This is a genomic window from Arcticibacter eurypsychrophilus, assembly GCF_001730525.1.
GTDB lineage: Bacteria > Bacteroidota > Bacteroidia > Sphingobacteriales > Sphingobacteriaceae > Arcticibacter > Arcticibacter eurypsychrophilus.
The window spans coordinates 95,831-118,823 of sequence record NZ_MDFN01000001.1 but is presented as its reverse complement, the minus strand read 5'-3'; the positions used below and the strand labels follow the sequence as shown (position 1 = coordinate 118,823).

The following is a 22,993-nucleotide window of genomic DNA, read 5'->3' as shown; positions in this document are numbered from 1 at the left end:
CTATTGAAATGGCCTTTATATTAATAAGCATGTTTTCTAAAGAAACTTTGGCGGGGTTTAACGCACGCAATACACCTTTTTATTATTATGACTTGAACTTGTTGAAAGAAACATTGTCAGCCTGTAAAGATGCTGCCAATCAATATGGCTTTCACGTACATTATGCAATGAAGGCTAATTTTAACGAAAGGGTTTTGAAATGCATTCAGGGGTATGGCTTTGGCGCCGACTGTGTGAGTGGGAATGAAGTTAAAAAGGCTGTAGAGGTAGGGTTTCCATCGGATCAGGTGGTATTTGCCGGAGTTGGCAAATCTGATGATGAGATTATAACGGCTCTTGAACTCAATATTTATTGTTTCAATGTGGAGTCGGTTCAGGAACTTGAAATTATTAATGATTTAGCGGCAAAGGTTGGGAAAAGAGCTCGTGTGGCGCTACGCATTAACCCTAATGTGGATGCTTACACGCATCATAATATTACTACCGGACTAGAGGAAAATAAGTTTGGTATCAATCAATGGGAATTACCTGCTTGTGCCGAATATTTGAATCGTGCGCAGAACATTTGGTTGGAAGGTATTCATTTTCATATAGGCTCTCAGATTACCAATTTAACTGTATTCAAGAGTTTGTGTATACGGGTAAACGAAATCAAGTTGTGGTTTGAAGAGCGGGGCTTTAATTTGAAAATTTTGAATGTTGGGGGAGGGTTAGGTGTTGATTACTATCATCCTGATGAAAACAAGATAGCGGACTTTAAAGCTTATTTTGAAATATTTAGTCAGTTTCTGGATCGTAAACCCGGACAGGAAGTTCATTTTGAACTGGGCAGAGCATTGGTTGCACATTGCGGAACGCTCATCAGCCGGGTTCTCTATGTTAAAAATGGTATAAAAAAACATTTTTTGGTTCTGGATGCAGGAATGACTGAACTAATGCGTCCGGCCCTGTATCAGGCTTATCATAAAATGGAAAATCTTTCCAGGAACGGGGATTTAGAGCAACCGATCATGAAATATGATATTGTGGGTCCTATTTGTGAATCAACGGATTGCTTTGGTAAAGAGGTAGAGATTGGTACCTCATTTCGAGGAGATCTCATCGGGATTAGAACGGCAGGGGCTTACGGAGATGTTATGTCTTCCAAATATAATCTGAGAGAACAGCTTGATCCTTATTACGGAGAATAAGAGCTTAGAGAGATAGCTTATTGATAAAATTTGCTATCTCTTCAATGTTTAATATATAATCAATGGGAGCGGTTTGAATGGCCTTTTGAGGCATATAGGAAACTTCAGCATACTGCGGGTTTTGTACTGCTGTAATGCCTCCATAACTTTTAATTGATTTTAATCCTGCCGAGCCATCTGAATTAGCACCCGATAATAAGATAGCAGCGATTCGGGTCTTATATACTTCAGCTGCGGTTTCAAAAGTAACATCTATACAAGGCCTGGAATATTGAATTTTCTCGGAGTAATCAAGAGATAAGGAGCGATTTGTTTCTACCAATAGATGATAATCAGAGGGTGCCACATAAATTTTCCCATTTTGCAAGCTGTCTTTTTCTTCTGCTTCCACAACAGGGAGTGTTGCTTTAGTGTTGAACAAATTAATGAGAGAAGAATCATAAGAAGCTTTTCTATGAAGCACTATAATTATAGGAAAACTTAAATTGGACTTGATAGCAGGAAGAACCTTGAGTAATACATCAAGACTTCCTGCTGAACCGGCAATAAGAAGAAGGTCTATCGCCCCTTTCAGGCTATCTTTTTCCATATCTTTTCATTGTCCAGTTTTTTAAATCTGGAGGTTAGTGATGAAAATCGTATTGTTTCTTTTGATCCCAGGGCCAGGTATCCCAGGTTATCCAGACTTTGCTCAAATAAATTGAAAACTTTTACTTGTAGATCTTTGTCAAAGTAAATGAGTACGTTGCGGCATAAAATTAATTGGAATTCGTTGAATGAGCGGTCTGACACTAGGTTATGGGTAGAAAAAATCATTTTTCTGCTTAACTCTTCATCAAATTTAGCTTTATCATAATTTGCGGTGTAGTATTCTGAAAAGTCTTTCGTACCGCCTGATTGGATATAATTCTCGGAGTACTGTTTCATTTGGCTTAGGGGGAAGATTCCCATTCTTGCTTTTTCAAGTACGTCATGATTTAGATCAGTAGCATACAACAGTGCTTTATGATACAAATTCGCTTCTTTGAGTAAGATAGCCATCGAATAAACTTCTTCACCTGTAGAGCACCCGGCATGCCATATTCGAATAAAAGGATATGTGCCTAGTGTAGGTAAAACTTGTTCGCGTAATACTTTGTAGAATTGAGGATCCCTGAACATTTCAGTAACAGTTACTGTAACTTGTTCTATAAAGCGATGCATATAATCAGGGTCACTTCTTAAACGATATCTGAATTCTGCAAAGCTCATAAACCGGTCAAGGGTAAACAAGCGGTTTATTCGTCTTTTTATAGAAGCTTTGGAGTATTCCGTAAAGTCATAACCATAACTTTCGAGTATATCATTTAAAATAATATCTACATCTTCATCCTGAACAAAGTTATACTCTAACATCACGTTTCATATAATGCTCCAATACCTTTAAAAGAGCATCGATATCTATGGGTTTGGACAGGTAGGCATCAGCCCCAGCTTCCAAACATTTTTCTCGATCGCCCATCATAGCCTGTGCAGTAACAGCTATTACAGGAACTTCAGAAATTTGTTTGTTGTTTTTAATTTCTGCTATAGCTTGATAACCATCCATTTCTGGCATCATCATATCCAAAAGAACTATTCCAATATCATCCTGGTTCAGAAGAAGACTGATACCTGCGATAGCAGATACGGAAGTTACACAATGGTACTTATTGGCTTTTAAAACAGCCACAAGGGCAAATATATTTCGTGGGTCATCATCGATGATCAATATCTTGTCTCTCATTACTTCTATAAGTATTTATCATAAAGCCATACTCTCAACAGCGATATGAGCTGATCAATATCTACTGGTTTGGATATATAATCGGAAGCCCCAGCGTTGATACATTTTTCTCTATCGCCAACCATGGCTTTAGCAGTTACTGCCAAAATAGGCAGACTTTTAAATTTTTGATCCCTACGGATCTGTATTATAGATTCATAACCATCCATTTCCGGCATCATCATGTCCATGAGCACAACGTCAGTCTGAGGGTTTTCCTTTAGTACGATTAAGGCTTCTTTACCATCTGTTGCAGATACTACTTTCATCTTAAGTTTTTCTAAAGCCTTAGTTAAAGAGAAGATATTTCGAACATCATCATCTGCAATAAGAACGGTCTTATCTTTTAATATTTCATTTAAAGCAACAGCATTTTTTATACCTGATGCACTCGCATTTGTTAAAGGATGTTTATTTTCAACAAGATGTAAGAATAGGGCGACCTCATCTAATATTCTTTGATAAGAATGGGCAGTTTTTATTACTATACTGTCCGCATATAGCTTTATTTTACTCTCTTCTGCTTTCGAAAGATTTTTCCCTGTAAAAATAATGATAGGAAGGTTTTCGAGACCAGGAGTCTTTTTTACTGTTTCCAATGTTACATATGCATTCATATCGGGAATGCCCATGTCTAAAATTACACAATCTATTTCTTTTTTCTGTAGTGCATTGACGCCTTCTGCTATTGACTCTTTGATTTCGGAGTTTATTTGATATGTATCAAGGTAATAAGCTAATGCACGTGCATGTTGGGAGTTTTCTTCAATGATGAGTACCTTTTTTAAAGGTTTGGTCAAAGCATGTTCTATGCTTGCAAACATTTGCTGCATTTGTTCTAATGCAACAGGTTTGTTGATAAAGTCGATAGCTCCTTTAAGTAAACTTTCTTTTTTTACCTGCATGGATGACATGATATGCACCGGAATATGCTTGGTCTGCGGATTAGCTTTAAGCTCTTCCATAACTTCCCATCCATCTTTTATTGGAAGTTGAATGTCTAACAGAATGGCTAAAGGCTTGTATTGTTGGGCTAATGTTATTCCCTGATCTCCCCGAACTGCAACTATACCTTTGTATTTATTTTTACGGGTATATTCCAGGAGTGCTTTTGCGAAGTTTGTATCATCCTCCACAATCAAAATGACCTTGTCTTGATTTGTTATGGCATTTCGGTCATCCTCTAAGTCATGGGGAATAACCGCAGATAGGTATTTTTTACGTTCATTGTCATTTATTTCAGATTTTTGTTGAGCTATTTTCTCAGGAATATTAGCGGAAATTTTTTCCTCATAGGTCTCAACGGTATCATTGTCTTCATTAATAATATGCTCAGGATGGATAGGGATAACTACAGTAAATTCACTTCCTTTACCTGGTTCGCTTGTTATGAGTAACTCGCCTCCTTGTAACTTTACAAGTTCACGGCTAATAGACAGACCTAATCCTGTACCTCCATATTTACGTCTTGTTGAACCATCAGCTTGCTGAAATGCTTCAAATACATGACTCTGCTTATCCTTAGCAATGCCGATACCAGTATCTTTAACAGAAAAGTTTATAAATCCTTTTTTATTCGCGGAAACTACATTTATTAAAACTGAACCTCTAGCAGTAAATTTCAAAGCATTAGAAAGCAGATTTTTAATCACCTGTTCAAATCTCATCTTATCAATTCGGATAATTTCTGGAATCTCAGAATCGACGTGCATGTTTAGTTCCAGAGATTTCTCTTTTGCTATTGGGCCAAAAAGAGATTTTAAATCGAGCATGATATCTTTTACAGCTGTATCTTGATATTCGAGCTCCATTTTTCCTGCCTCTATTTTTGAAAGATCCAGTATTTCATCAATAAGGCTTAAGAGTCCGTTGCCTGAACTATGAATTACGCGCCCGTATTCTATTTGGTCTTCATTTAAATTTTGCTCTGTGTTTTCTGATAATAGTCTGGATAACAGTAAAATTGAGTTTAGGGGAGTTCTTAGTTCATGAGACATGTTAGCTAAAAACTCAGATTTATACTTAGTGCTTTGTTCAAGCTCTTCCGATTTCTTTTGGATATCAAGATTCCGTTCCACAATGAGCTGGTTCTTTTCTTCAAGGACCTTGCTGCGCTCTTCCAGCTCCTGATTGGCTTGTAATAGTTCTTCTTGCTGAACTTTAAGTTCTTCTTCTGAGGCTTGAAGTTTTTGTGCCTGAGCTTCCAGTTCAGTGTTTAGATTTTCAAGCTCACTATGCTGTGCTTGTAATTCCTCTGTCTGTGCCTGTGTTTCTTCGAGTAGTTCCTGCAGCTTTGACCTGTTTTGAGTCGTATTTATAACTATTCCTGAACTATGAGAAACTGAGTTGAAGTACTCAAAATCTAAATCGGAGAAAGTATTAACTGAACCCAGTTCAATTACCCCTTTAATATGGTTTTCAAAAAGAACCGGAAATGCGACAATGTTGTTAGGCCTGATCGTGCTGCTCGCAAAACTAATGATCATGTCTGTTTCCTGAATATCAGAAAGAAATATTTTTTCTTTATTAGTTGCACATTGACCTACTATTCCATCGCCAATCTTGACAACCTGTTTTTTATAATCAGAAGAAAGAGCATAACTAGCCGTTAATTCCAGGTTTTCTTCATCCTGTAAGATGTAAAGTGCACCAACAGAACTGTTGGTATATTTAATAATATGCTCAAGAATTGCTTGTGTTAAAGGTTTGGTATCTGTTTCGCCTATTATTCTATCATTTAAAGAGGCAATGCCAGCTTGTAACCATTCTTTATTTGATAATAGCTTAAATGAGGCATCTAAAGACTCCGCCATTTTATTAAGAGATAGACTTAAGCTGCCCAGGCTATCGGCATCATTTTCATCCTCCACTCGTGTTGAAAAGTCGCCAAGTGCTATTTTTTTGGCAATATCTTCAATTATAGTAAGCCTTCTTGCTGTATGATCATCGATTTCTTTCAGCTCATCATAAAGTTTAGATCTTTGAACAAGGTCCTTTTGCGCCCTCATATAAGAAATGATCGTAATTATTAGGGATAATAAAGCAGCAATAATGATAAGAACTGGAGTATACACTGAAAAGATATCCATTCTTTTAGTACGCTGTGCTAAAAGAATTCTTTCGGTGTTTTCCATGGACGAAACAACGGCCCGAACTTCGCTCATATATGATCTTCCTAGCACCATTTCTTTGGGATCAACAAGTCCTTTTCGATCCTTTGATTCAATAACCAGTGCTAAGTGATTCAACCTTTTGCTTATTGCTTCCTTAAGATGGTCAAACTTTATAATCTGCGCCGGATTGTCGTTTACCAATTGTTTGACCCGTTGCATATGACCCGATATTTTAATATTGGCATATTTATAAGGATCCAGAAATTGATTCATTCCTGTTATTAAATAGCCTCTTTGTCCCGTTTCCGCATCTTTTAAGAGAGAAAGCGTATTTTCTAGTTCCAATATAACCGTATTCGTATGGTTAACCATATCGGTGCTTTTAACTAAGCTATTTATACTTAAATAGGAGGCTAAGGAGCTTATTAGTAGTAGTAAAATGGATAGACCGTAACCGATCCTTAAGTTATTATTAACCTTATTATACATGAGTAAATTCTTGTTTAACTTAGGGTTTTATGAGTGTGGTTTCAGGGGTATGTACAGGGATACAGAAATAAAATGAAGACCCTTTACCCGGAGAGCTTTCAACGCCGAAGCTTCCATGGTGTCTTTTAATTATTTCTGAGCAAATATATAAACCTATCCCTAGCCCTTGAAAGCGATTAGAGGTTTCATCAACCCTGTAATATTTATTAAATATCTCTGCGTGTTTATCGGCTGAGATTCCAATACCTGAATCGATCACCCTTACTATAATGTCTCCTTCAGGTGTAAGACTGTTTTCAACAATTACTTCTTTGTTATCCGGCGAATACTTTATAGCATTGGTCAAATAATTTAAAATTACCTGCTCTATTCTTATTTCATCACCGTAAACAAATTTATCCACGGTCCCTTTTCTGATAATGGTCACTTCATGATTTGTTTGCCTGATGATGTCAATCGAATTAGCAAGCAAGTTCTCAAAGTTAAATACCTTTTCATTGAACTTTAATTTGCCGCTTTCAATTTTTGATATATCCAGCAAATCTGCAATCAAGCTGTGTAATTTATCAACTTGAAATTGTGCTCTTTGGAGGTAGTTTGCACTTACTTTAGAAGTTTTAAGTTCGGATGAAAATGCCCGCTCTAATAACTGCATATAAGCTTTAATACTAGTTAGAGGAGTTTTTAATTCGTGACTTGCGATGCTTAAGAACTCATCCTTGCGCATTTCAGCTTTTTTCTGATCTTCAATATCAGTAAACGTCCCAACCCATTTCACAATAACCTCAGCTTCTTTTATTGGGGTAGTTCTCAATAAATGACAGTGGTATTCGTCTTCATGTAATTTTTTGATCCGAACTTCCATTTCTAGTGGGACATTCCTTGAAATAGCATCCTTCCATCTTTCTTCAATATTTGGATCATCAGGATGAGCAACAGGGAATTTTTCCTGGGCGGGACTGTAATTTAACCAATGTTGATTAACAAATTCAATAACACCATTGCTTTTTGCTGTGAAAGCGATTTGTGGTATGCTTTCTAAAATGGACCTTAATTCCTGAACGCGTTCCTTTAATTCGGTTTGTGCTTCTTTTCTGAATTCAATCTCAGCACGCAATGCAAGTTGTGCATCATTAAGATCTCTGGTCTGCTCATATATTCGATGAAGGGTTTTTACCTTGAGGATAAGAATTTCAGGTTCTACCGGTTTTGTAATGTAATCTACACCTCCGGAAGCATAACCCTTGGTTATAAAACGCTTATCAGTGTTAACAGCAGAAAGAAATATAATAGGAATATCTTTAGATTTACTGTAGCCTGATATATTCTCAGCAACTTCGAAGCCATCCATTCCCGGCATCTGTACGTCAAGAATGATTAATGAATAGGAACGTTTGAGAATTTTTTTCAGTGCTTCTTCACCAGAAAGGGCTGTATCAACTTCAAAGCTATTAATCTCTAAAATCCTTTTTAATGAAAATATATTTTCTGGTTTATCATCAACTATTAAAATCATTATGAGTATAAGTTCCGTTTGATGTCAAATATATGTTTTCGAACTGTTATATAATTATAATCTCGTAGGATTAATTTAATAAATACAACTATATATAACGTAGTACACAGGAAATGTGTTTCAAAATTATTGCTTTCTTAAAGACTTTTCCCAGGTTGCACTTTGCTGTTTCATATAATAACGGTAAATACCAGCAAATACGGCATAGTTCATGACACAAAAATAGTAAGGGATAAAAAGAGCCTTAATCCTTAACTGTTTTTTTTCAAGCAGGTATCCCAGGCAAGCAGCACAGTAAAATAGTATTTGCATAAACAGGACTAAGGAGTATAGCCATCCGGATCCAGAGAATACTAAGGACGCATTTATGAAAAATATCAGTATCAGCAGGAATGGGGAAATGGTCCAACGTAAAACCCTGTGACTGATATATTGGAAACTGAGCATACCATATTTAAATACGTTAAATAACGGTAATAGCTTAATAATGGATTGAATGCCTCCTGCTGCAATCCTTACTTTTCGTTTAAGCTCTTCTTTTACATTAGCTGAAGCATTTTCAGTTGCATATGCATTAGGTTCATAAACAATCCGATAATTCTTCATGGCAATAAGCATGGAAATCATAAAATCATCCAGAATGATGTCAGGTCCTACTGGTTCATATAATGACGTCCTAATGCTGAACAATTCACCCGCAGCTCCAACTACTGAATATATTTCAGAATCCCACTTCTTTAAAACAGATTCATATTTCCAGTAAAATCCTTCACCTGCAGCACTTGCATCGGCAAGCGTATCTGAAAATACACGTTTCTCTCCCGCAACAGCTCCTACATTTTTATCCTTATAGTGGCTGCATATAATTTGCAGTGCATCTGTATTTAAAAAGGTATTGGCGTCTGTAAAGACAATCACTTCCGTATCTACTTCCTTTACCGCACGGTGTACTGCGTTAATTTTCCCTTTTCGTAATGGTGAGTGCAAAAGCTTGATCTCTTTATATTCAGAAACTATTTCAGGAGTTTGGTCAGTTGATCCATCTGTTACAAATAGTATTTGGAGCTTTTTTGCCGGGTAGTTGAGCTGAAGCGTGTTTTTTATTTTATCGCGCATGTAATCCTGCTCGTTAAAGGCGGCAACAATTAATGTGCAGGTGGGTAATTTGTCGATATCAATAATCGATTCAGTGATTTTTTTACTAAACAATCTTTTAATCCTCACCATCAGGAATAATAGTATTCCATACCCTAAGAAAGTATAAAAAACGATGAATATGGATAGCCAAAAGGTAACTTTCATGGGGTGTATAATTTGATCAATGACAATGTATTTTTACTTTATAAATTGCAGATTGGTTTCATTTATCCACATAAAAAGAATTCAATTATTTAATATCGTTAATAGGGTATCCCAATACGGTACTGTTCTTATTATTTCTGATGTTCCATTTGATGGCTTCCATAAATTGAGAAGCCAGATCGGGACGTTTCTCCTTATAGTATTTCAACATATTCCTAGGGAAAACTAATAAAGAAAAATAGACATAAAAGATCCATTTAGTAAAATTCGTAGTATTTCTGCGAATAAAAAGTATCCGGTTCCGATTCATAAAGTATTCTTTTAATGCACTTTTCTTCCCTACTGACATAGACTCCTTATGATAGATTACGGCCTTTGGTTCTATCCATACTTCATACTGAGCTGCTTTTATCCGCTCGCACCAGTCCATTTCTTCATAATATAAAAAGAAAATTTCAGACATCAGACCTGCCGCATCAATAGCAGATCGTGTAATCATCATGGCAGCTCCATGAATAAAACCTGTTTTTCCGGTTAAGTGGTCATATTGACCAGCATCTTTTTCGAACGCACCAATGCATTTGTTTCTTGCTGTAAAATAATTCATTTCACTAAATCCCGCATACTGGATGGTGCTTGGGTCATCAAAGTACTTAATTTTTGGCGATATTATTCCAACCTTCGGATTTCTGTCCAATATATATACTAATGATTCAATAAGTCCCTCCGTAAATTCGGTATCATTATTAACAAAGAATAAATAATCTCCTGTAGCTACAGCCGCAGCTAAGTTATTTCCGCCTGCAAAGCCTAAATTAATTTGCGACCTTATAAAGGTTATGGAAGAGGGATGATTTTGCCTCCATTTAGGAGTTGGATCGTCACGACTGCCATTATCAACCACTATAATCTCCAGATTAGCATATTTATTCAATCTGAAAATGGACTTTAACATAGTTTCCGTAACTTCAGGCTGATTATAATTTACGGTTATGACAGAAACTTTTTTCATTGGACCATTTATTTAATGCTATTGTGAAGATTTTTATTCCTGATCATATAATCAGCATGGTTAAAATTATACTAATATTTGAACATTGGGAAAATCAAAGCGTATAAATGATCAGATTAAGAAATTTCAGGAACTTGATGATGTTCAAGTCTCTGTAGATCAGAAACTTGAAGAATTGATCAATTTGCTTGAAAATAGTGAACTGGATAGTGATAGTATTAAAAACATACATAATAAGTTCAATGAAGCTGTTGAACGAAAATCTAATTTTATTCAGGAGATTGAAGAATTTAAAAAATTTGATGATTCTTCCATGTCTAGGTTTGAAATAGCAGACGATCTGGAAAAGCTTTTATCTAAGTATAAATTGGACAGTAATGACTCAAAAAAAATTATAATAAAGGATAGAGGGGCTAATATCAGCTTGATTGCTATAGCTTTGGTTTTAATTGTTCTCGGTTTTGCTATGATAATTATGCCTGCTCCACCCTATTTTGAAATGTTTACAGTATTCTATTTTAGCCAAAATGATGGAGTCACCCTTATGGATTTAATAGCCTTATTAATCGTGTTTACAGGAGTATATTTATTCATTCACTCCATGGTAAGCTTAAAAAGATCGAAATGATAGTAAAGAAGATATTATTGGTTGACGATGATCGGTTTATACTTCAGTTAATATGCAGGGCATTAGTACTTAAAGGTTTTATATGTTTCACGGCCAACTCTGTAAAAGAGGCTTTGGAAATACTTGTTGATCATGTTCCTGATATCATTCTATCTGATTACTCCATGCCAGAAATGAATGGTTTCGAATTTAGAAAAGTGATCTTAACGGATAATAAATTTAAAAATATTCCCTTTGTGTTTTTTACCTCATTTGCTGATGAAGATTTAATGCAAAAAGGGTTGGACATGCAGGCCATTGATTATATTGATAAAAATACACCTATTGCTCTTGTTGTTTCGAAGCTGAATAACATATTGGATACGATTCGTAAACAACATGAAAAATCTCTATTTGAAATCGGAGCTGCTGCAGAGGCCTTAAACTTGAGATCTGTTCCCTTGGAAAGCCCTGCAATAAATGGCTTTAAATTAAATTTCCTTTATCAAACTTATGAGCATTATCCGGGTGGCGACTTTATTGACTTTATCGCCATAGATGAAAATGATACATTTGTTATTCTTGGCGATGTAATGGGAAAAAAATGGGGTGCATGGTTCTTCTCATTTAACTTTTTAAGTTATATACGTTCAGCAATCCGCCTTTGCGTTTTTGATGGTAACCTGTCACCAGCCAGTATATTGAATAAAATAAACCGTATTGTTTGTTTGGATCCTGTTTTGGGCGATGTGTTATCTACTTTATCACTCCTCCGCATAGATAAAACTACTTCCAGCGTTTATTATGCTGGTGCTGGCGACTTACCCATTATATTTTATCAAAAATCAGAACGGATAACGAGTACAATACAGTCAAATGGATTGCTTCTTGGAATTATGGAAGATGGATTATATGAAGAAGACGTTTTAAAATTAGCTACAGGAGATCAATTGATTATTGTTTCAGATGGAATGATTGATTTTGAAGAATCGGATGGAAAGAAGACTGATTATAACCTATGGAAGATGGATTATATGAAGAAGACGTTTTAAAATTAGCTACAGGAGATCAATTGATTATTGTTTCAGATGGAATGATTGATTTTGAAGAATCGGATGGAAAGAAGACTGATTATAACCTATTTCTGAATAAACTGAAACCTGTTCTTGGCAAAGAAGATACATATATGCAAATAAAAAAGAAAATGTTTTCGGATAGCCCCAAAAGGGCTGTTGTGGATGATCGAAGCCTTATTTTTATCCAGAAAGTAGAAGAACAATATTAACTTAAATATTATGATTGAAATTACAACATATCAAAATTACTATATTGCTAAAATTAAGTTTGCAGAAGCTAATATGGAACAGTCTGATCTTTTTAAACAAGAATTAATCAACGAGCTCGATGCTGGTCATACTCATATTCTTATTTCATTTGAAGAGGTAAATTATATAGACAGTTCTTTTTTAGGTGCATTGGTAACTTCTTTAAAACATGCCATGGCTATAGGTGGGGATATTGCCGTATACGGTTTGAATGAAAATATTTCCCAACTTTTTGAATTAATAAGAATGAATAAGGTCTTTAAAGTTTTTAAAGATTTACCTGGCTCTTATCAAGCTGGCTGGATTGCCTAAAGTTTATATGTCGTGATGTCAATAAAAAAAACTTTTAATTTTAATAATAAGACAGCGGAGATATTTTCTTTAATGAATGAAATTATTTCATACATTAAAGATAATATCCCTGCTTTATCCACCAAAGATAGATTAATTCCTTATCAGCATGTTTTAGTCGAACTATTAACAAATGCGGTTAAACATGCTGGTGCTGATAGTAGTCTGTTTTCGATCGAAATTACCGAAAAGGAAGTAACTATCGTGAAAACAGATAACGGAAATTCTTTCTACTTGAATAAATGTGGAAGTTTTCCATTACATGTCTCTTTCGAAGGGCAGCAAGTAGAAATACGTAAAGATGCACTCTATTGCTTATACGGTATAATTGATTCAGCTCATTCCCTTGTTTTTAAAGTAGTGGAATACCCCTTATATTTTAAAGAGGAAGTGGCAAGTTTATATGAACATTACGGTTTGCTTATTCTAATTAAATCTTCTAACCATGTCTCTTATCGGATAGATCCGATAACCGGATTGAATCATTTTATAGTTACTATGATTATTTGAAAATACTCTACTCTTGATTAATGAATCTATGGTCTATAAACAAATATTCTTCTGAAAATATAGATCAAAACCATATGAAAACGAATGTTTTAGCTATATCTCATTTCTTTATCGTGTTTTGATAAATAAAAATGTATTTCTAGTATACTAAATTATGATATCCTTATCTTTACATCGTCTTTCTAATGCTTTTAGCAAAAGAAATGGTCTATTATTTAAATTGTAAAACTTTAATTATGCGTATTGCAGTTCCTGCAGAAATAAAGAATAACGAGAACAGGGTTGCTATGACCCCGGCTGGAGTTATTTATCTAGTTGGTTTTGGCCATGAGGTTTTTATAGAAAAAGGTGCTGGTCTGGGTTCCGGTTTTTCCGATAAACAGTACCAGGATGCGGGGGCTGTTATCTTGGAATCGACTCGCGAAATCTGGTCAATGGATATGGTGATGAAGGTTAAAGAACCTGTTGCTTCCGAGTATCACTACTTCAGAGAGGGCCTAATCTTGTTTACTTATCTCCACCTTGCAGCAGAGCCTCATCTGACAAAGGCTTTAACTGACCATAAGGTTATTGGCATTGCATATGAAACCGTACAATTAGAAAATGGATCATTGCCTTTATTAGTACCCATGAGTGAAGTTGCCGGTAGAATGGCTGCTCAGATTGGTGCCCGTTTTCTAGAAAAAATAGAAGGTGGTAAAGGCGTTCTTCTTGCTGGCGTTCCAGGAGTTAAACGTGGTAAAGTAACTATCATTGGTGGTGGTGTAGCTGGAACTAATGCAGCTAAAATAGCTATTGGTTTAGGTGCCGACGTAACAATTATTGATTTAAATCCCGACCGTCTGCGTCAGCTTGATGATATTTTTGGAAATCAGATTAATACATTGATGTCGAGTCCTCATAACATTGCTGAAGCTGTTAGAGAATCAGACCTTGTCATTGGTGCAGTGCTTATTCCTGGTGCTAAAGCACCTGTTTTAGTCACTGAAGAAATGGTCAAATCTATGGAAGCCGGATCTGTACTCGTAGATATTGCAATTGATCAAGGTGGCATATTTGAAACATCTGATCATAGCACTACCCACGACAAGCCTGTTTTTATCAAGCATGGTATTGTTCATTATTCTGTTGCAAACATGCCAGGTGCAGTTCCTCATACCTCTACACTGGCCTTAACAAATGTTACTGTGCCTTATGCTATTCAAATTGCTAATAAAGGATATAAAAGAGCCTGTTTGGAAAATGAAGCTTTACTAAAAGGCATCAATACATTAGACGGTTTTGTAACCTATAAGGCTGTTGCAGACTCTCATGCATTGGCGTTTGAAGATGCAATCAGACTTTTACAATAAACATTTTATAGGGTCATCGGAAGCTTTTGTCTTATCTTTGACCCTATTTCTATTCAACTATGATCATTTACAAACAGTTTTCTTTCGATTCCGCTCATTTTCTTCCTCATGTAAGCGAAAATCATAAATGTGGAAGAATGCATGGTCATACGTACACACTAACCGTCTTTTTAGAAGGAGAAGTGGATCCCTATAGCGGTTGGCTTGTCGATTTCACAGATCTTAAAGAAGCTGTAGATCCTTTAGTTAAAGGACTTGACCATCGGCTGCTCAATGAAATTCCCGGATTGGAAAACCCTACCAGTGAACGTTTGGCTGAATGGTTTTGGGACAAGATAAAGCCTGTGATGCCTTTGCTCTCAAAAATTGAAATCAACGAAACTTCTTCCTCAGGAGTTATTTATACAGGAAAGTAAATTACGTTCTGCAGCTTGATTACTTATTGCGGTGATCCTGAACATTTTTATTAATAACAGTAGGATTTATACTTGCATATAAAATTAAATTTTGTTTTTATGCGTTACTCCCTGCTTGTTTTAATCCTATCATTTGCATTAATTAAGGCTTCTAAAGCTGATTCCTCAATGGAACCCGGCGACACAACTGTTCAAAATTATTCTAACTTTAAACGTAGCTTTCAGCTTAGTGGCCTCCTCCAATTAAGATATACCTACTCACTCACGGATAGCGTCAACGTAAACGGATCAAATTATACTGGAGATGGAGTAAACAATAGTTTTGCTCTTAAAAGGGTTCGTCTTATGGCCAGAGCCAACATTAATGATCACTTTGACGCTAGTATCCTGCTTAATTTAGCTGACTTCTCTGGGAATCCTCAAAATAAGGTCCTTGAAAATGCCTTTATCCGCTATCATTATAATAAACATTTAAACCTTCAAATGGGACAGTTTAGACCTTTCTTTGGTCCCGAAGATCTTTTGCCCGTTGATATTATCAAATCTCTAGATTACTCCAATCAGTATTATTTATTCGGAAATAGCGGATGGCAAAGTTTTCAGATGGGCTTAGCTGCTTATGGTGATATTGTTTCTAAAGGAACTTTGCCTTTAAGGTATTATGCCGGTATTTATAATGGGAATGGAAGGAATAAAGCTGTCGATAACGATAACGGAAAGGATATGTATGCCAGATTAGAAACTGATATGTCAAAAAAGATTCGTCTAGGTCTAAATGCAGCTTATGGTACCTCTGCTAAAGCAGAAGGATCTGCTTTAGGTGCCGATTTTAGTATGGTTGTGCCTCTGAATAGTAAGCTTCAGCTGGAGCTGTTAACAGAGTATAAACAAGGCACTAACTTTGCCGAATATGAACTTAATGGACTTAGTACTGGCACCAATATAAGCAAATATCAAAATCGTGGGTTTTATGTCTTTCCAAATATTCGTTATGACTATAAACACCCCCGCTTAAGATCTATCGAGTTTTCTTGCCGCTATGAATATCTGGACGAAAATTACAAGTTGGAAAAGAACTTAAGACAAACCTTAACCCCTATGGTAAGTCTGGAATTTACCGATGACTATTTCGCCCGCCTTCAATTAGGTTGTACCGTCGATATTTATGATCATGATGTACCCCTTACAGCACAGTACTCGCATACCATGGCAGTTGCACAACTACAAGTACGCTTTTAATCTTGCACCCTAGCTCTTAAAAACAAAGCTTAAAACAAAGAAAGGCTGAATCGTAAAAGATTCAGCCTTTCTTTGTTTTAAGCTTTACCTATTGTGGTTATATTAATTGAACGCTTCTTCTAACGAATTCCGTTAAATCAGCTCCTGCCAATAAACCCTGAGACAACATGGCTAAATCTACAGCCTGTTTAGCCAGATTTAACTGTTCTTCTTCATTTTCTATTCCAGCAATACGACTAATTAAAGGGTGATTTCCATTAATGGCAACCTTATAGCTTTCAGGTAATGATCCGTAGAAATTCATTCCACCTCCCATTTGTGCCATATCCTTCATTCTCCGCATAAACTCGTCCATAGAAACATGAACAGGAAGTTCTTCCGGATTAATGCTCTCCACCTCAACCTTCATATTTGGTTTTTGTATAGCCTTTTCGAAAACAGCTTTCACTTTCGTGATTTGATCTTCTGTAAGAACTGATGCAGGATTTTCATCCTTAGTGATCAGCTTGTCTGCTACATCAGCATCTACACGTTTTAAAGAGGTCTTCTCTAGCTTCTGCTCTAACTGATTAATAAAATGGTTGTCAATAGGAGAGTTCATAACCAACACATCGTAACCCTTTCTGTTGGCAGATTGGATGTATGCATCTTGTTTAGATGCATCATTGGTATAGATATAAACCAGGTTTCCTTCTTTATCAGTCTGTAAGTCCTTTACTTTTTCTTTGTATTCGTCGAAAGTAAAATACTCATTCTTAGTATTCACCAACAGTGCAAAGTCTTTAGCTTTATCGTAAAACTTTTCTTCGCTCACCATACCGTACTTGATGAAAAGACCTATGTCCTGCCATTTTTGTTCGTAACCTGTACGGTCTTTCTTGTACAATTCGCCTAGTTTATCAGCAACCTTACGTGTGATATAACTGTTGATTTTTTTCACATTGCTATCTGCCTGTAGGAAACTACGGGAAACATTCAATGGAATATCAGGTGAATCAATCACTCCATGCAATAGCATCAAAAATTCAGGAACGATATCTTTAACCTCATCTGTTATGAATACCTGACGGGAGAACAACTTGATCTTGTTGCGTTGAATCTCAAAATCATTCTTCACCTTAGGGAAATATAAAACACCAGTCAGGTTAAAAGGATAATCCACATTCAGGTGAATCCAGAATAAAGGATCTTCAGTGTAAGGGTATAATTCTTTATAGAAGGCAAGATAATCTGCGTCTGTTAAATCAGCAGGTGCTTTAGTCCAGATCGGAGAAGTGTTGTTGATAATGTTATCTACTTCAACTGAAGTGTATTTAGGCTTTCCTTCTTCATCTTCGCCATCTGGTTCAGACTCTGTATTCGTTCCGAACTTAATTGGTACAGGCAGGAAGCGGCAATATTTGTCTAGTATTTCCTGTAATTTACCCTTATTCAAAAATTCTTCAGCATCCGGGTTGATGTGTAAAATAACATCAGTACCTCTTTCAGTACGAGTTCCATCAGTGATTTCAAACTCCGTGCTGCCATCGCAGATCCATCTGGCAGACTCCGCACCATCCTGATAAGAAAGGGTGTGAATTTCAACCTGATCAGCAACCATAAAGGCGGAATAGAATCCCATACCAAATTTACCGATCAGTTCATTTGCATCTTTAGCATCTTTAAACTTTTCTACAAATTCAGTAGCACCCGAGAAAGCAATCTGATTGATGTACTTCTTGATCTCTTCGGCAGTCATCCCTAAACCGGGATCAGAAATCGTTAAAGTCTTTTTCTCCTCATCAAAAGAGATTTCAACTTGAAGATCACCCAGTTCACCATTAAACTGGCCTAATGATGATAAACGTTTGATTTTTTGAGTGGCATCAACGGCATTAGAAACCAGCTCTCTTAAAAATATTTCATTATCAGAATATAAGAACTTCTTAATAATGGGGAAGATGTTTTCGGTATGAATCGAAATGTTTCCTTTTTCTTGCATAATATATTGAAACTTTATGTTTAGTATTTTTCAATAGTACAGATCAAGGTGTGTTCCAAAATTCATTTATTGACAATTTGACAGTCAAATTAGAATAAGAAACCTTATTTCTTTTTACCCGGACAATCGCTGCAGCGTTTTCCCTTCTTATATTTCTTGCAACATTTCTTATGAATGCAACACAATAAACATGCTCCAATTCCCTTAAATAGGGCAGGGTCTGTAGGTATTGTTTTTTCTTCGCCAAATATATTCTCCATCACAAATCCTGTTTTTTATGATGCAAAGGTACTAGTAATCAAGCAGAACGTTCGCTTTTAATTCTTCAGCCAGGCATTTTGTGACTTCAATTATATCATCCGCAACATGTGTGTTGTTCATGATTATCTTGTCCGCGCTATTTTTATAGGGCAATAAATAAGCATTGTAAGCTGGAAGAACGTGATTTACCCATTGGTACATAATCATGCTATGATCATACCCGCGTTCAGCAATATCACGCTTTAACCTTCGGTTTAAAGTAATCTCCTCGTTCGCATCCATAAAAATCTTCATATCAAAAAGCGAAGCAATCTCTTGGAAATGAAATATAAACAAGCCTTCTACAATTATAATCGGAGCAGAGTTAATCGTCAGCAGTTTAGCACTCTCTTCTGCTGTATTGAACGTGTATTCTTTCTTAAATACAGTTTCCCCTGTTAAAAGAACAGATAGGTCATTGTACAGCTTTTCATCATCAATACATTCAGGAAGGTCAAAATTAATCCATCCATTTGCATCTTTAGGCTGAATTGCCATAGGCTTGTAATAATCATCCTGCGACACCAAGCTGATTTGTCCAGATGTAAAATGGTGCAGGAAACAGTTGAGAAAAAAAGTTTTACCAGAGCCACTGCCACCGGCAATGCCAATCACAAACGGCTTATTGTTCATAGGGAACGCCGTAATCAATAGTTAATAATGATCTTTTATCAAGCATGCCCAGCATGTTTGCAGTCGCCTGAGAGATCACAATGATCACATCCTTTGTCGATTCATTCTCCGTATATTTACCTACCACCTTAGCAAAGGTGGTCTTGCCCGTCATTGGATTTGTTATTCTAACCACGGTACCGATCGGTGCTGTTTTATGCAATGCCAGCATCTTTGTACCATCCAGATTCTCATCCGATATCCATACCGCAATTCCTTTCTCTGTCTTTTCCTTCAGCCCATACCTGTTTGCCGGCATATTATATTTGACGGCATTAGTATCTGTATCTGGTGCAGGTGCTAAAATTATAGGTGATGCTGGTGGCAAAGGTGCTCCAGCACCGGGTTTAACCTTAATAATCTGCCCCACTTTTAAATTATTCCCTTTCAGGTTGTTAATTTCGATGATTGATTCCACATGGGTGTTGAAGCGCTTAGCAATTGCAAAGAGCGTCTCTTTGGGGCCAACCTTATAGTTAACCAATCCTTCCTGAACAGCGTCAAGCGCATCTTTTCTGAATATAACGGGTGAGTTATCTTCATTTTTAGAAGCTTCAACGTTCTTTTTACCCTTTTTGCTTATCACCCTACTGCTCGCTTCTTTCTTTGGAACAACAGGTATGCTATTCATAAAAGGCCTGTCTGTCGGAACTTTTATTAAAGCTCCCGGCTGAAGAATTTTGACCTTATTTAATGCAGATATGTCTTTTGCTGAAACATGATATAATCTGCCGATGGAATAATATGATTCTTTTGAACTTACGGAATGAATGATGACCAATTTTCCATTGTTATTCTCACTTCCAACAGAATCTAAGCGGTTATTGGCGAAAAGCCCTGTGGAAAAGAGGCTGCAACTAATTGCTAGTATAAAACGCATCTGTTTTTTCTATATGTTAAATTATTTAAGGTTGCAATTATACAAAATACGCAACAATTTCACGTTTGTTATTACGTATGCAGAATAAATGATTTTCCTCAATGAAGAACGGTTCAGGATTCAATTTAGATATATTATCCTCTAAAATTTCTTTGTGAAGCGTCTTGTTATCCTGTTTAATAAGCAGATACTGCGATATAATCAAGTCGTTTTGACTATGGTACGAATAACAATCCTTCTCTTTATAGGATAAATAAGAAACCGGACCAACCAAAGTACTCCCAATCTCATCAGGAAAAAGCAATATATCTTCCAATGCCTCCGGAAAATATATTTTCCTGTTCAGTTGAGTGTAGTGGGATACTTTGTTTTGCATGATTTTTCCGGTAGCCGCATCTGCCAACTCCAGTTCTTTCTGTTGAAAGGTAGGGTTGTATAAAATCAGTCCTTCTTCTGCAACCGTTTCCAGGGTCTTATTATAAGCGGCCCAAGCAATAGTACCTTGATGATTAAGGGCGATGACACCTTTATGTTCGGGACTCTTTTCGCTTACATACCCATTCAAATACACGAAATCATTGAAGGCCTTATCCAGACCCCAGTGCCAACTATCCTCTACAGTGATCTCTTTAAACAGCTTTTCGCCTGTTATAAAATTAAAGGCCGAATAAAAAGCTTCCTTATTATCCGAACTCCGGGTTTCAATAGCGATCACTCCGTTTGTATTATTCGTCTCTATTTTCCAAATTATTCCCTTAAATTTTTCCTGAAGGGAAGGTTTTAATGTATATTTAGTGGTTGAAGACATTTCCAAAATTAGTAATTATGTACCGTTCTCCTGTTTTTTTAACATTATTGGCCGTCCTATTATTATTTCCCACGTTTTCATATTGCCAAAGTTCTAAGGTCTATGTCTTTAACTTGAATGATGAAATAGGGCCTGCAACCTGGCGACAAACCAGAAAAGCCTTTGAAAAGGCTACCGAGATAAAAGCATCTACCATTATCATCAGGATGAACACATTTGGCGGCATGGTGGAGTATGCTGATTCTATCCGCTCAAAAATTCTGAATTCACCTATGAAAACAATTGTTTTTATAGATAATAACGCAGCTTCTGCAGGCGCCTTGATTTCTATTGCATGTGACGTAATATATATGCAAAAAGGGGCAAGTATCGGAGCGGCTAGTGTAGTAGATACCAAAGGTGCTATAATGCCCGAAAAATACCAGTCTTATATGCGCGGACTCATGCGCTCTACTGCAGAGGCAAAGGGTCGAAATCCGAAGATAGCTGAAGCATTTGTAGATCCGGATGTTGAAATTCCTAATTTAAATGCTAAAGGAAAGGTGCTTACTTTAACCAGCAAAGAGGCCTTAAAGGTAGGCTACTGTAAAGCGGAAGTAACCAGCATCGATCAAATCTTTAAAGCTGAAGGACTGGATATGAATAATCGTGTTGATCATGTCGTCACTTTAACCGATCGGCTTATCGCCTTTTTAATATCTCCCTTTGTAAGCGGAATCTTAATTCTGCTCATTATTGGAGGGATCTATTTCGAAATGCAGGCTCCCGGAATAGGTTTTGCCTTACTGGTTTCCATTGTTGCTGCCGCCCTGTTTTTTGCTCCTTTGTATTTAGAAGGATTAGCGGCACATTGGGAAATCGGATTGTTCATTCTAGGAATTATTCTACTCATGCTGGAGGTGTTTGTTATTCCTGGTTTTGGTGTTGCAGGAATACTTGGAATTGTATTTATCATACTAGGTCTGGCATTGAGTATGGTACTAAATGACTTTTTTGACTTTACCGTTACCGGATCAGAACAACTCACCACCGCCCTGATTATAGTGATTGGTTCTATGATAGGCTCTATTGTACTCTCTGTTGTCCTCGGAAAATCCATTATGAACACTCCTGTTTTTAAGCGGTTGGTGTTAGAGGACGAACAGCGTTCTGATTTAGGTTATGTAGCAGGCCGAAAGGTAGAAAGCCTGGTAGACAAAATCGGCATTACAACTACGTACATGCGTCCCTCCGGCAAAGTTGAAATAGAAGGGAAGTGGTACGATGCTATTGCAATGGATGGATACCTGGATAAAGGAACCCAGATATATGTAGAGAAAGAGGAAAACTATAACCTTTTCGTGAGAAAAAAGATTCTTTAAGGCAAACCTAACACAATAACTTTGGTTACATTATAAAACAGTAACAATATTATGGAAGCAGAACAAATTGGATTGGTTGATACAGAAGTAAGGCCAATCGTTGACGAGCTTAACGATTTTTTAGCAAACTATCACATTCATTATCAAAAATTGCGCGGTGCACATTGGAATGTTAAAGGTAAAAGCTTTTTCACTCTTCATGTAAAGTTTGAAGAATTATATACCAATGCCGTCGCTACTATTGATGAATTAGCAGAACGCATTCTAACGTTGGGTAAGGCTCCTTTAAGTACTTATAAGGATTATATTAATACCGCTACAATTAAAGAGATTAACACAATAGGAGTGGAAGATGTTCAATTAGTTGAAGCCATTCTGGAAGATTTCACTGCGCTAATTGAAATGGAACGAAAACTGATGGAATCTACTGCAACACATGGGGATGATGGCACAAATGATATGATCAATCGCTTTATGCAGTTTAAAGAAAAAAATACCTGGATGTTAAGAGCATTTTGTGGTAAAAGTTAATTAAGTATTTACTCAGGACCTTCTTGGCCCTACATCTCTAATCTAAAGAAGCTATCCTCATGAGGATGGCTTTTTTTATGTCTATGATATATAGTAATTCCAATAAGATTCCGGTAAGATTCCCATATAAGTCCCACTTTAGCTGGTTTAAGTCGGACTTATGCTAGATTCTTATTAGTATATATTCGGCATAAATTGAATGCAGATAAGTGGTAATTAAGTAATTGGCTGCTT

Annotated in this window: 22 protein-coding genes; 11 read left to right on the top strand and 11 right to left on the bottom strand. The window is 36.5% G+C overall.

The window, feature by feature from the left end; genetic code table 11:
• Positions 1-29 precede the first annotated feature (29 nt).
• Positions 30-1,190, top strand: a complete 1,161-nt coding sequence (lysA, locus tag BFL47_RS00495; protein WP_069658028.1) for a diaminopimelate decarboxylase — start codon at positions 30-32, stop codon at positions 1,188-1,190.
• 4 nt (positions 1,191-1,194) lie between these two features.
• Here lysA and BFL47_RS00490 read toward each other — a convergent pair whose 3' ends face one another.
• The 7 genes from BFL47_RS00490 to BFL47_RS00460 all read right to left on the bottom strand — a co-directional run bounded on the left by BFL47_RS00490 (position 1,195) and on the right by BFL47_RS00460 (position 10,426).
• Positions 1,195-1,779: a chemotaxis protein CheB gene (locus BFL47_RS00490; protein WP_069657829.1), complete on the bottom strand. Its 585-nt coding sequence runs from the start codon at positions 1,777-1,779 to the stop codon at positions 1,195-1,197.
• Complete coding sequence (locus tag BFL47_RS00485) at positions 1,761-2,585, bottom strand: CheR family methyltransferase (RefSeq protein WP_069657828.1); 825 nt, start codon at positions 2,583-2,585, stop codon at positions 1,761-1,763. The genes BFL47_RS00490 and BFL47_RS00485 overlap by 19 nt, the downstream gene beginning before the upstream one ends.
• Positions 2,572-2,955, bottom strand: coding sequence for a response regulator (locus tag BFL47_RS00480; protein WP_069657827.1), 384 nt, complete (start codon positions 2,953-2,955; stop codon positions 2,572-2,574). Before BFL47_RS00480 ends, BFL47_RS00485 begins: the two co-directional genes overlap by 14 nt.
• Before the next feature lie 5 nt (positions 2,956-2,960).
• Positions 2,961-6,596 (bottom strand): response regulator, encoded by a 3,636-nt coding sequence (locus tag BFL47_RS00475; RefSeq protein ID WP_069657826.1) that lies wholly within the window; start codon positions 6,594-6,596, stop codon positions 2,961-2,963.
• 19 nt (positions 6,597-6,615) lie between these two features.
• Positions 6,616-8,112, bottom strand: a complete 1,497-nt coding sequence (locus BFL47_RS00470) for an ATP-binding response regulator (RefSeq protein ID WP_069657825.1) — start codon at positions 8,110-8,112, stop codon at positions 6,616-6,618.
• A gap of 126 nt (positions 8,113-8,238) precedes the next feature.
• The gene (locus BFL47_RS00465) at positions 8,239-9,414 is read right to left on the bottom strand and encodes a glycosyltransferase family 2 protein (RefSeq protein ID WP_069657824.1); all 1,176 of its coding nucleotides are present in this window, start codon (positions 9,412-9,414) and stop codon (positions 8,239-8,241) included.
• An 85-nt stretch (positions 9,415-9,499) separates the two neighbouring features.
• On the bottom strand, positions 9,500-10,426 hold the full coding sequence (locus BFL47_RS00460) for a glycosyltransferase family 2 protein (protein WP_069657823.1): 927 nt from the start codon (positions 10,424-10,426) through the stop codon (positions 9,500-9,502).
• Between the two features lie 85 nt (positions 10,427-10,511).
• Between BFL47_RS00460 and BFL47_RS00455 the strand changes: the two genes are divergently transcribed.
• The 8 genes from BFL47_RS00455 to BFL47_RS00420 all read left to right on the top strand — a co-directional run bounded on the left by BFL47_RS00455 (position 10,512) and on the right by BFL47_RS00420 (position 16,226).
• On the top strand, positions 10,512-11,054 hold the full coding sequence (locus tag BFL47_RS00455) for a hypothetical protein (protein ID WP_069657822.1): 543 nt from the start codon (positions 10,512-10,514) through the stop codon (positions 11,052-11,054).
• Entirely contained in the window at positions 11,051-12,085 is a 1,035-nt protein-coding gene (locus BFL47_RS00450) for a fused response regulator/phosphatase (RefSeq protein WP_245681261.1), read from the top strand. Before BFL47_RS00455 ends, BFL47_RS00450 begins: the two co-directional genes overlap by 4 nt.
• Positions 12,052-12,318 carry a hypothetical protein gene (locus BFL47_RS00445; protein ID WP_069657821.1) on the top strand — a complete coding sequence of 89 codons (267 nt, stop codon included), beginning with the start codon at positions 12,052-12,054 and terminating at the stop codon, positions 12,316-12,318. The genes BFL47_RS00450 and BFL47_RS00445 overlap by 34 nt, the downstream gene beginning before the upstream one ends.
• A gap of 10 nt (positions 12,319-12,328) precedes the next feature.
• A complete protein-coding gene (locus BFL47_RS00440) occupies positions 12,329-12,670 on the top strand; it encodes an STAS domain-containing protein (protein ID WP_069657820.1) in 342 nt (113 codons plus the stop codon).
• Positions 12,671-12,685: 15 nt separating this feature from the next.
• A complete protein-coding gene (locus BFL47_RS00435; RefSeq protein ID WP_069657819.1) occupies positions 12,686-13,219 on the top strand; it encodes an ATP-binding protein in 534 nt (177 codons plus the stop codon).
• A gap of 236 nt (positions 13,220-13,455) precedes the next feature.
• Positions 13,456-14,571 (top strand): alanine dehydrogenase, encoded by a 1,116-nt coding sequence (gene ald, locus BFL47_RS00430; protein ID WP_069658027.1) that lies wholly within the window; start codon positions 13,456-13,458, stop codon positions 14,569-14,571.
• Between the two features lie 59 nt (positions 14,572-14,630).
• Positions 14,631-14,987, top strand: coding sequence for a 6-carboxytetrahydropterin synthase QueD (queD, locus tag BFL47_RS00425; RefSeq protein ID WP_069657818.1), 357 nt, complete (start codon positions 14,631-14,633; stop codon positions 14,985-14,987).
• 99 nt (positions 14,988-15,086) lie between these two features.
• Positions 15,087-16,226 carry a porin gene (locus tag BFL47_RS00420; RefSeq protein WP_069657817.1) on the top strand — a complete coding sequence of 380 codons (1,140 nt, stop codon included), beginning with the start codon at positions 15,087-15,089 and terminating at the stop codon, positions 16,224-16,226.
• 97 nt (positions 16,227-16,323) lie between these two features.
• On the opposite strand, the gene htpG is transcribed toward BFL47_RS00420, so the two are convergent.
• From htpG to BFL47_RS00400, 4 genes are all read right to left on the bottom strand, one after another.
• A complete protein-coding gene (htpG, locus tag BFL47_RS00415; RefSeq protein ID WP_069657816.1) occupies positions 16,324-18,207 on the bottom strand; it encodes a molecular chaperone HtpG in 1,884 nt (627 codons plus the stop codon).
• A gap of 291 nt (positions 18,208-18,498) precedes the next feature.
• Positions 18,499-19,140, bottom strand: a complete 642-nt coding sequence (locus BFL47_RS00410; protein WP_069657815.1) for a uridine kinase family protein — start codon at positions 19,138-19,140, stop codon at positions 18,499-18,501.
• Positions 19,130-20,059, bottom strand: a complete 930-nt coding sequence (locus tag BFL47_RS00405; protein ID WP_069657814.1) for a septal ring lytic transglycosylase RlpA family protein — start codon at positions 20,057-20,059, stop codon at positions 19,130-19,132. The genes BFL47_RS00410 and BFL47_RS00405 overlap by 11 nt, the downstream gene beginning before the upstream one ends.
• Positions 20,060-20,096: 37 nt before the next feature.
• Entirely contained in the window at positions 20,097-20,867 is a 771-nt protein-coding gene (locus tag BFL47_RS00400) for a DUF4905 domain-containing protein (RefSeq protein ID WP_069657813.1), read from the bottom strand.
• 17 nt (positions 20,868-20,884) lie between these two features.
• Here BFL47_RS00400 and BFL47_RS00395 point away from each other — a divergent pair, with 17 nt between their 5' ends.
• Positions 20,885-22,228 (top strand): NfeD family protein, encoded by a 1,344-nt coding sequence (locus BFL47_RS00395; RefSeq protein WP_069657812.1) that lies wholly within the window; start codon positions 20,885-20,887, stop codon positions 22,226-22,228.
• Between the two features lie 51 nt (positions 22,229-22,279).
• Complete coding sequence (locus BFL47_RS00390; protein WP_069657811.1) at positions 22,280-22,759, top strand: Dps family protein; 480 nt, start codon at positions 22,280-22,282, stop codon at positions 22,757-22,759.
• Positions 22,760-22,993 lie beyond the last annotated feature (234 nt).

Bases quoted from the DNA above. Each gene is read 5' to 3' on its own strand.
- lysA (WP_069658028.1), top strand. From the start codon at position 30: ATGTTTTCTAAAGAAACTTTGGCGGGGTTTAACGCACGCAATACACCT.
- BFL47_RS00490 (WP_069657829.1), bottom strand. From the start codon at position 1,779: ATGGAAAAAGATAGCCTGAAAGGGGCGATAGACCTTCTTCTTATTGCC.
- BFL47_RS00485 (WP_069657828.1), bottom strand. From the start codon at position 2,585: ATGTTAGAGTATAACTTTGTTCAGGATGAAGATGTAGATATTATTTTA.
- BFL47_RS00480 (WP_069657827.1), bottom strand. From the start codon at position 2,955: ATGAGAGACAAGATATTGATCATCGATGATGACCCACGAAATATATTT.
- BFL47_RS00475 (WP_069657826.1), bottom strand. From the start codon at position 6,596: ATGTATAATAAGGTTAATAATAACTTAAGGATCGGTTACGGTCTATCC.
- BFL47_RS00470 (WP_069657825.1), bottom strand. From the start codon at position 8,112: ATGATTTTAATAGTTGATGATAAACCAGAAAATATATTTTCATTAAAA.
- BFL47_RS00465 (WP_069657824.1), bottom strand. From the start codon at position 9,414: ATGAAAGTTACCTTTTGGCTATCCATATTCATCGTTTTTTATACTTTC.
- BFL47_RS00460 (WP_069657823.1), bottom strand. From the start codon at position 10,426: ATGAAAAAAGTTTCTGTCATAACCGTAAATTATAATCAGCCTGAAGTT.
- BFL47_RS00450 (WP_245681261.1), top strand. From the start codon at position 11,051: ATGATAGTAAAGAAGATATTATTGGTTGACGATGATCGGTTTATACTT.
- BFL47_RS00445 (WP_069657821.1), top strand. From the start codon at position 12,052: ATGGAAGATGGATTATATGAAGAAGACGTTTTAAAATTAGCTACAGGA.
- BFL47_RS00440 (WP_069657820.1), top strand. From the start codon at position 12,329: ATGATTGAAATTACAACATATCAAAATTACTATATTGCTAAAATTAAG.
- BFL47_RS00435 (WP_069657819.1), top strand. From the start codon at position 12,686: ATGTCAATAAAAAAAACTTTTAATTTTAATAATAAGACAGCGGAGATA.
- ald (WP_069658027.1), top strand. From the start codon at position 13,456: ATGCGTATTGCAGTTCCTGCAGAAATAAAGAATAACGAGAACAGGGTT.
- queD (WP_069657818.1), top strand. From the start codon at position 14,631: ATGATCATTTACAAACAGTTTTCTTTCGATTCCGCTCATTTTCTTCCT.
- BFL47_RS00420 (WP_069657817.1), top strand. From the start codon at position 15,087: ATGCGTTACTCCCTGCTTGTTTTAATCCTATCATTTGCATTAATTAAG.
- htpG (WP_069657816.1), bottom strand. From the start codon at position 18,207: ATGCAAGAAAAAGGAAACATTTCGATTCATACCGAAAACATCTTCCCC.
- BFL47_RS00410 (WP_069657815.1), bottom strand. From the start codon at position 19,140: ATGAACAATAAGCCGTTTGTGATTGGCATTGCCGGTGGCAGTGGCTCT.
- BFL47_RS00405 (WP_069657814.1), bottom strand. From the start codon at position 20,059: ATGCGTTTTATACTAGCAATTAGTTGCAGCCTCTTTTCCACAGGGCTT.
- BFL47_RS00400 (WP_069657813.1), bottom strand. From the start codon at position 20,867: ATGTCTTCAACCACTAAATATACATTAAAACCTTCCCTTCAGGAAAAA.
- BFL47_RS00395 (WP_069657812.1), top strand. From the start codon at position 20,885: ATGTACCGTTCTCCTGTTTTTTTAACATTATTGGCCGTCCTATTATTA.
- BFL47_RS00390 (WP_069657811.1), top strand. From the start codon at position 22,280: ATGGAAGCAGAACAAATTGGATTGGTTGATACAGAAGTAAGGCCAATC.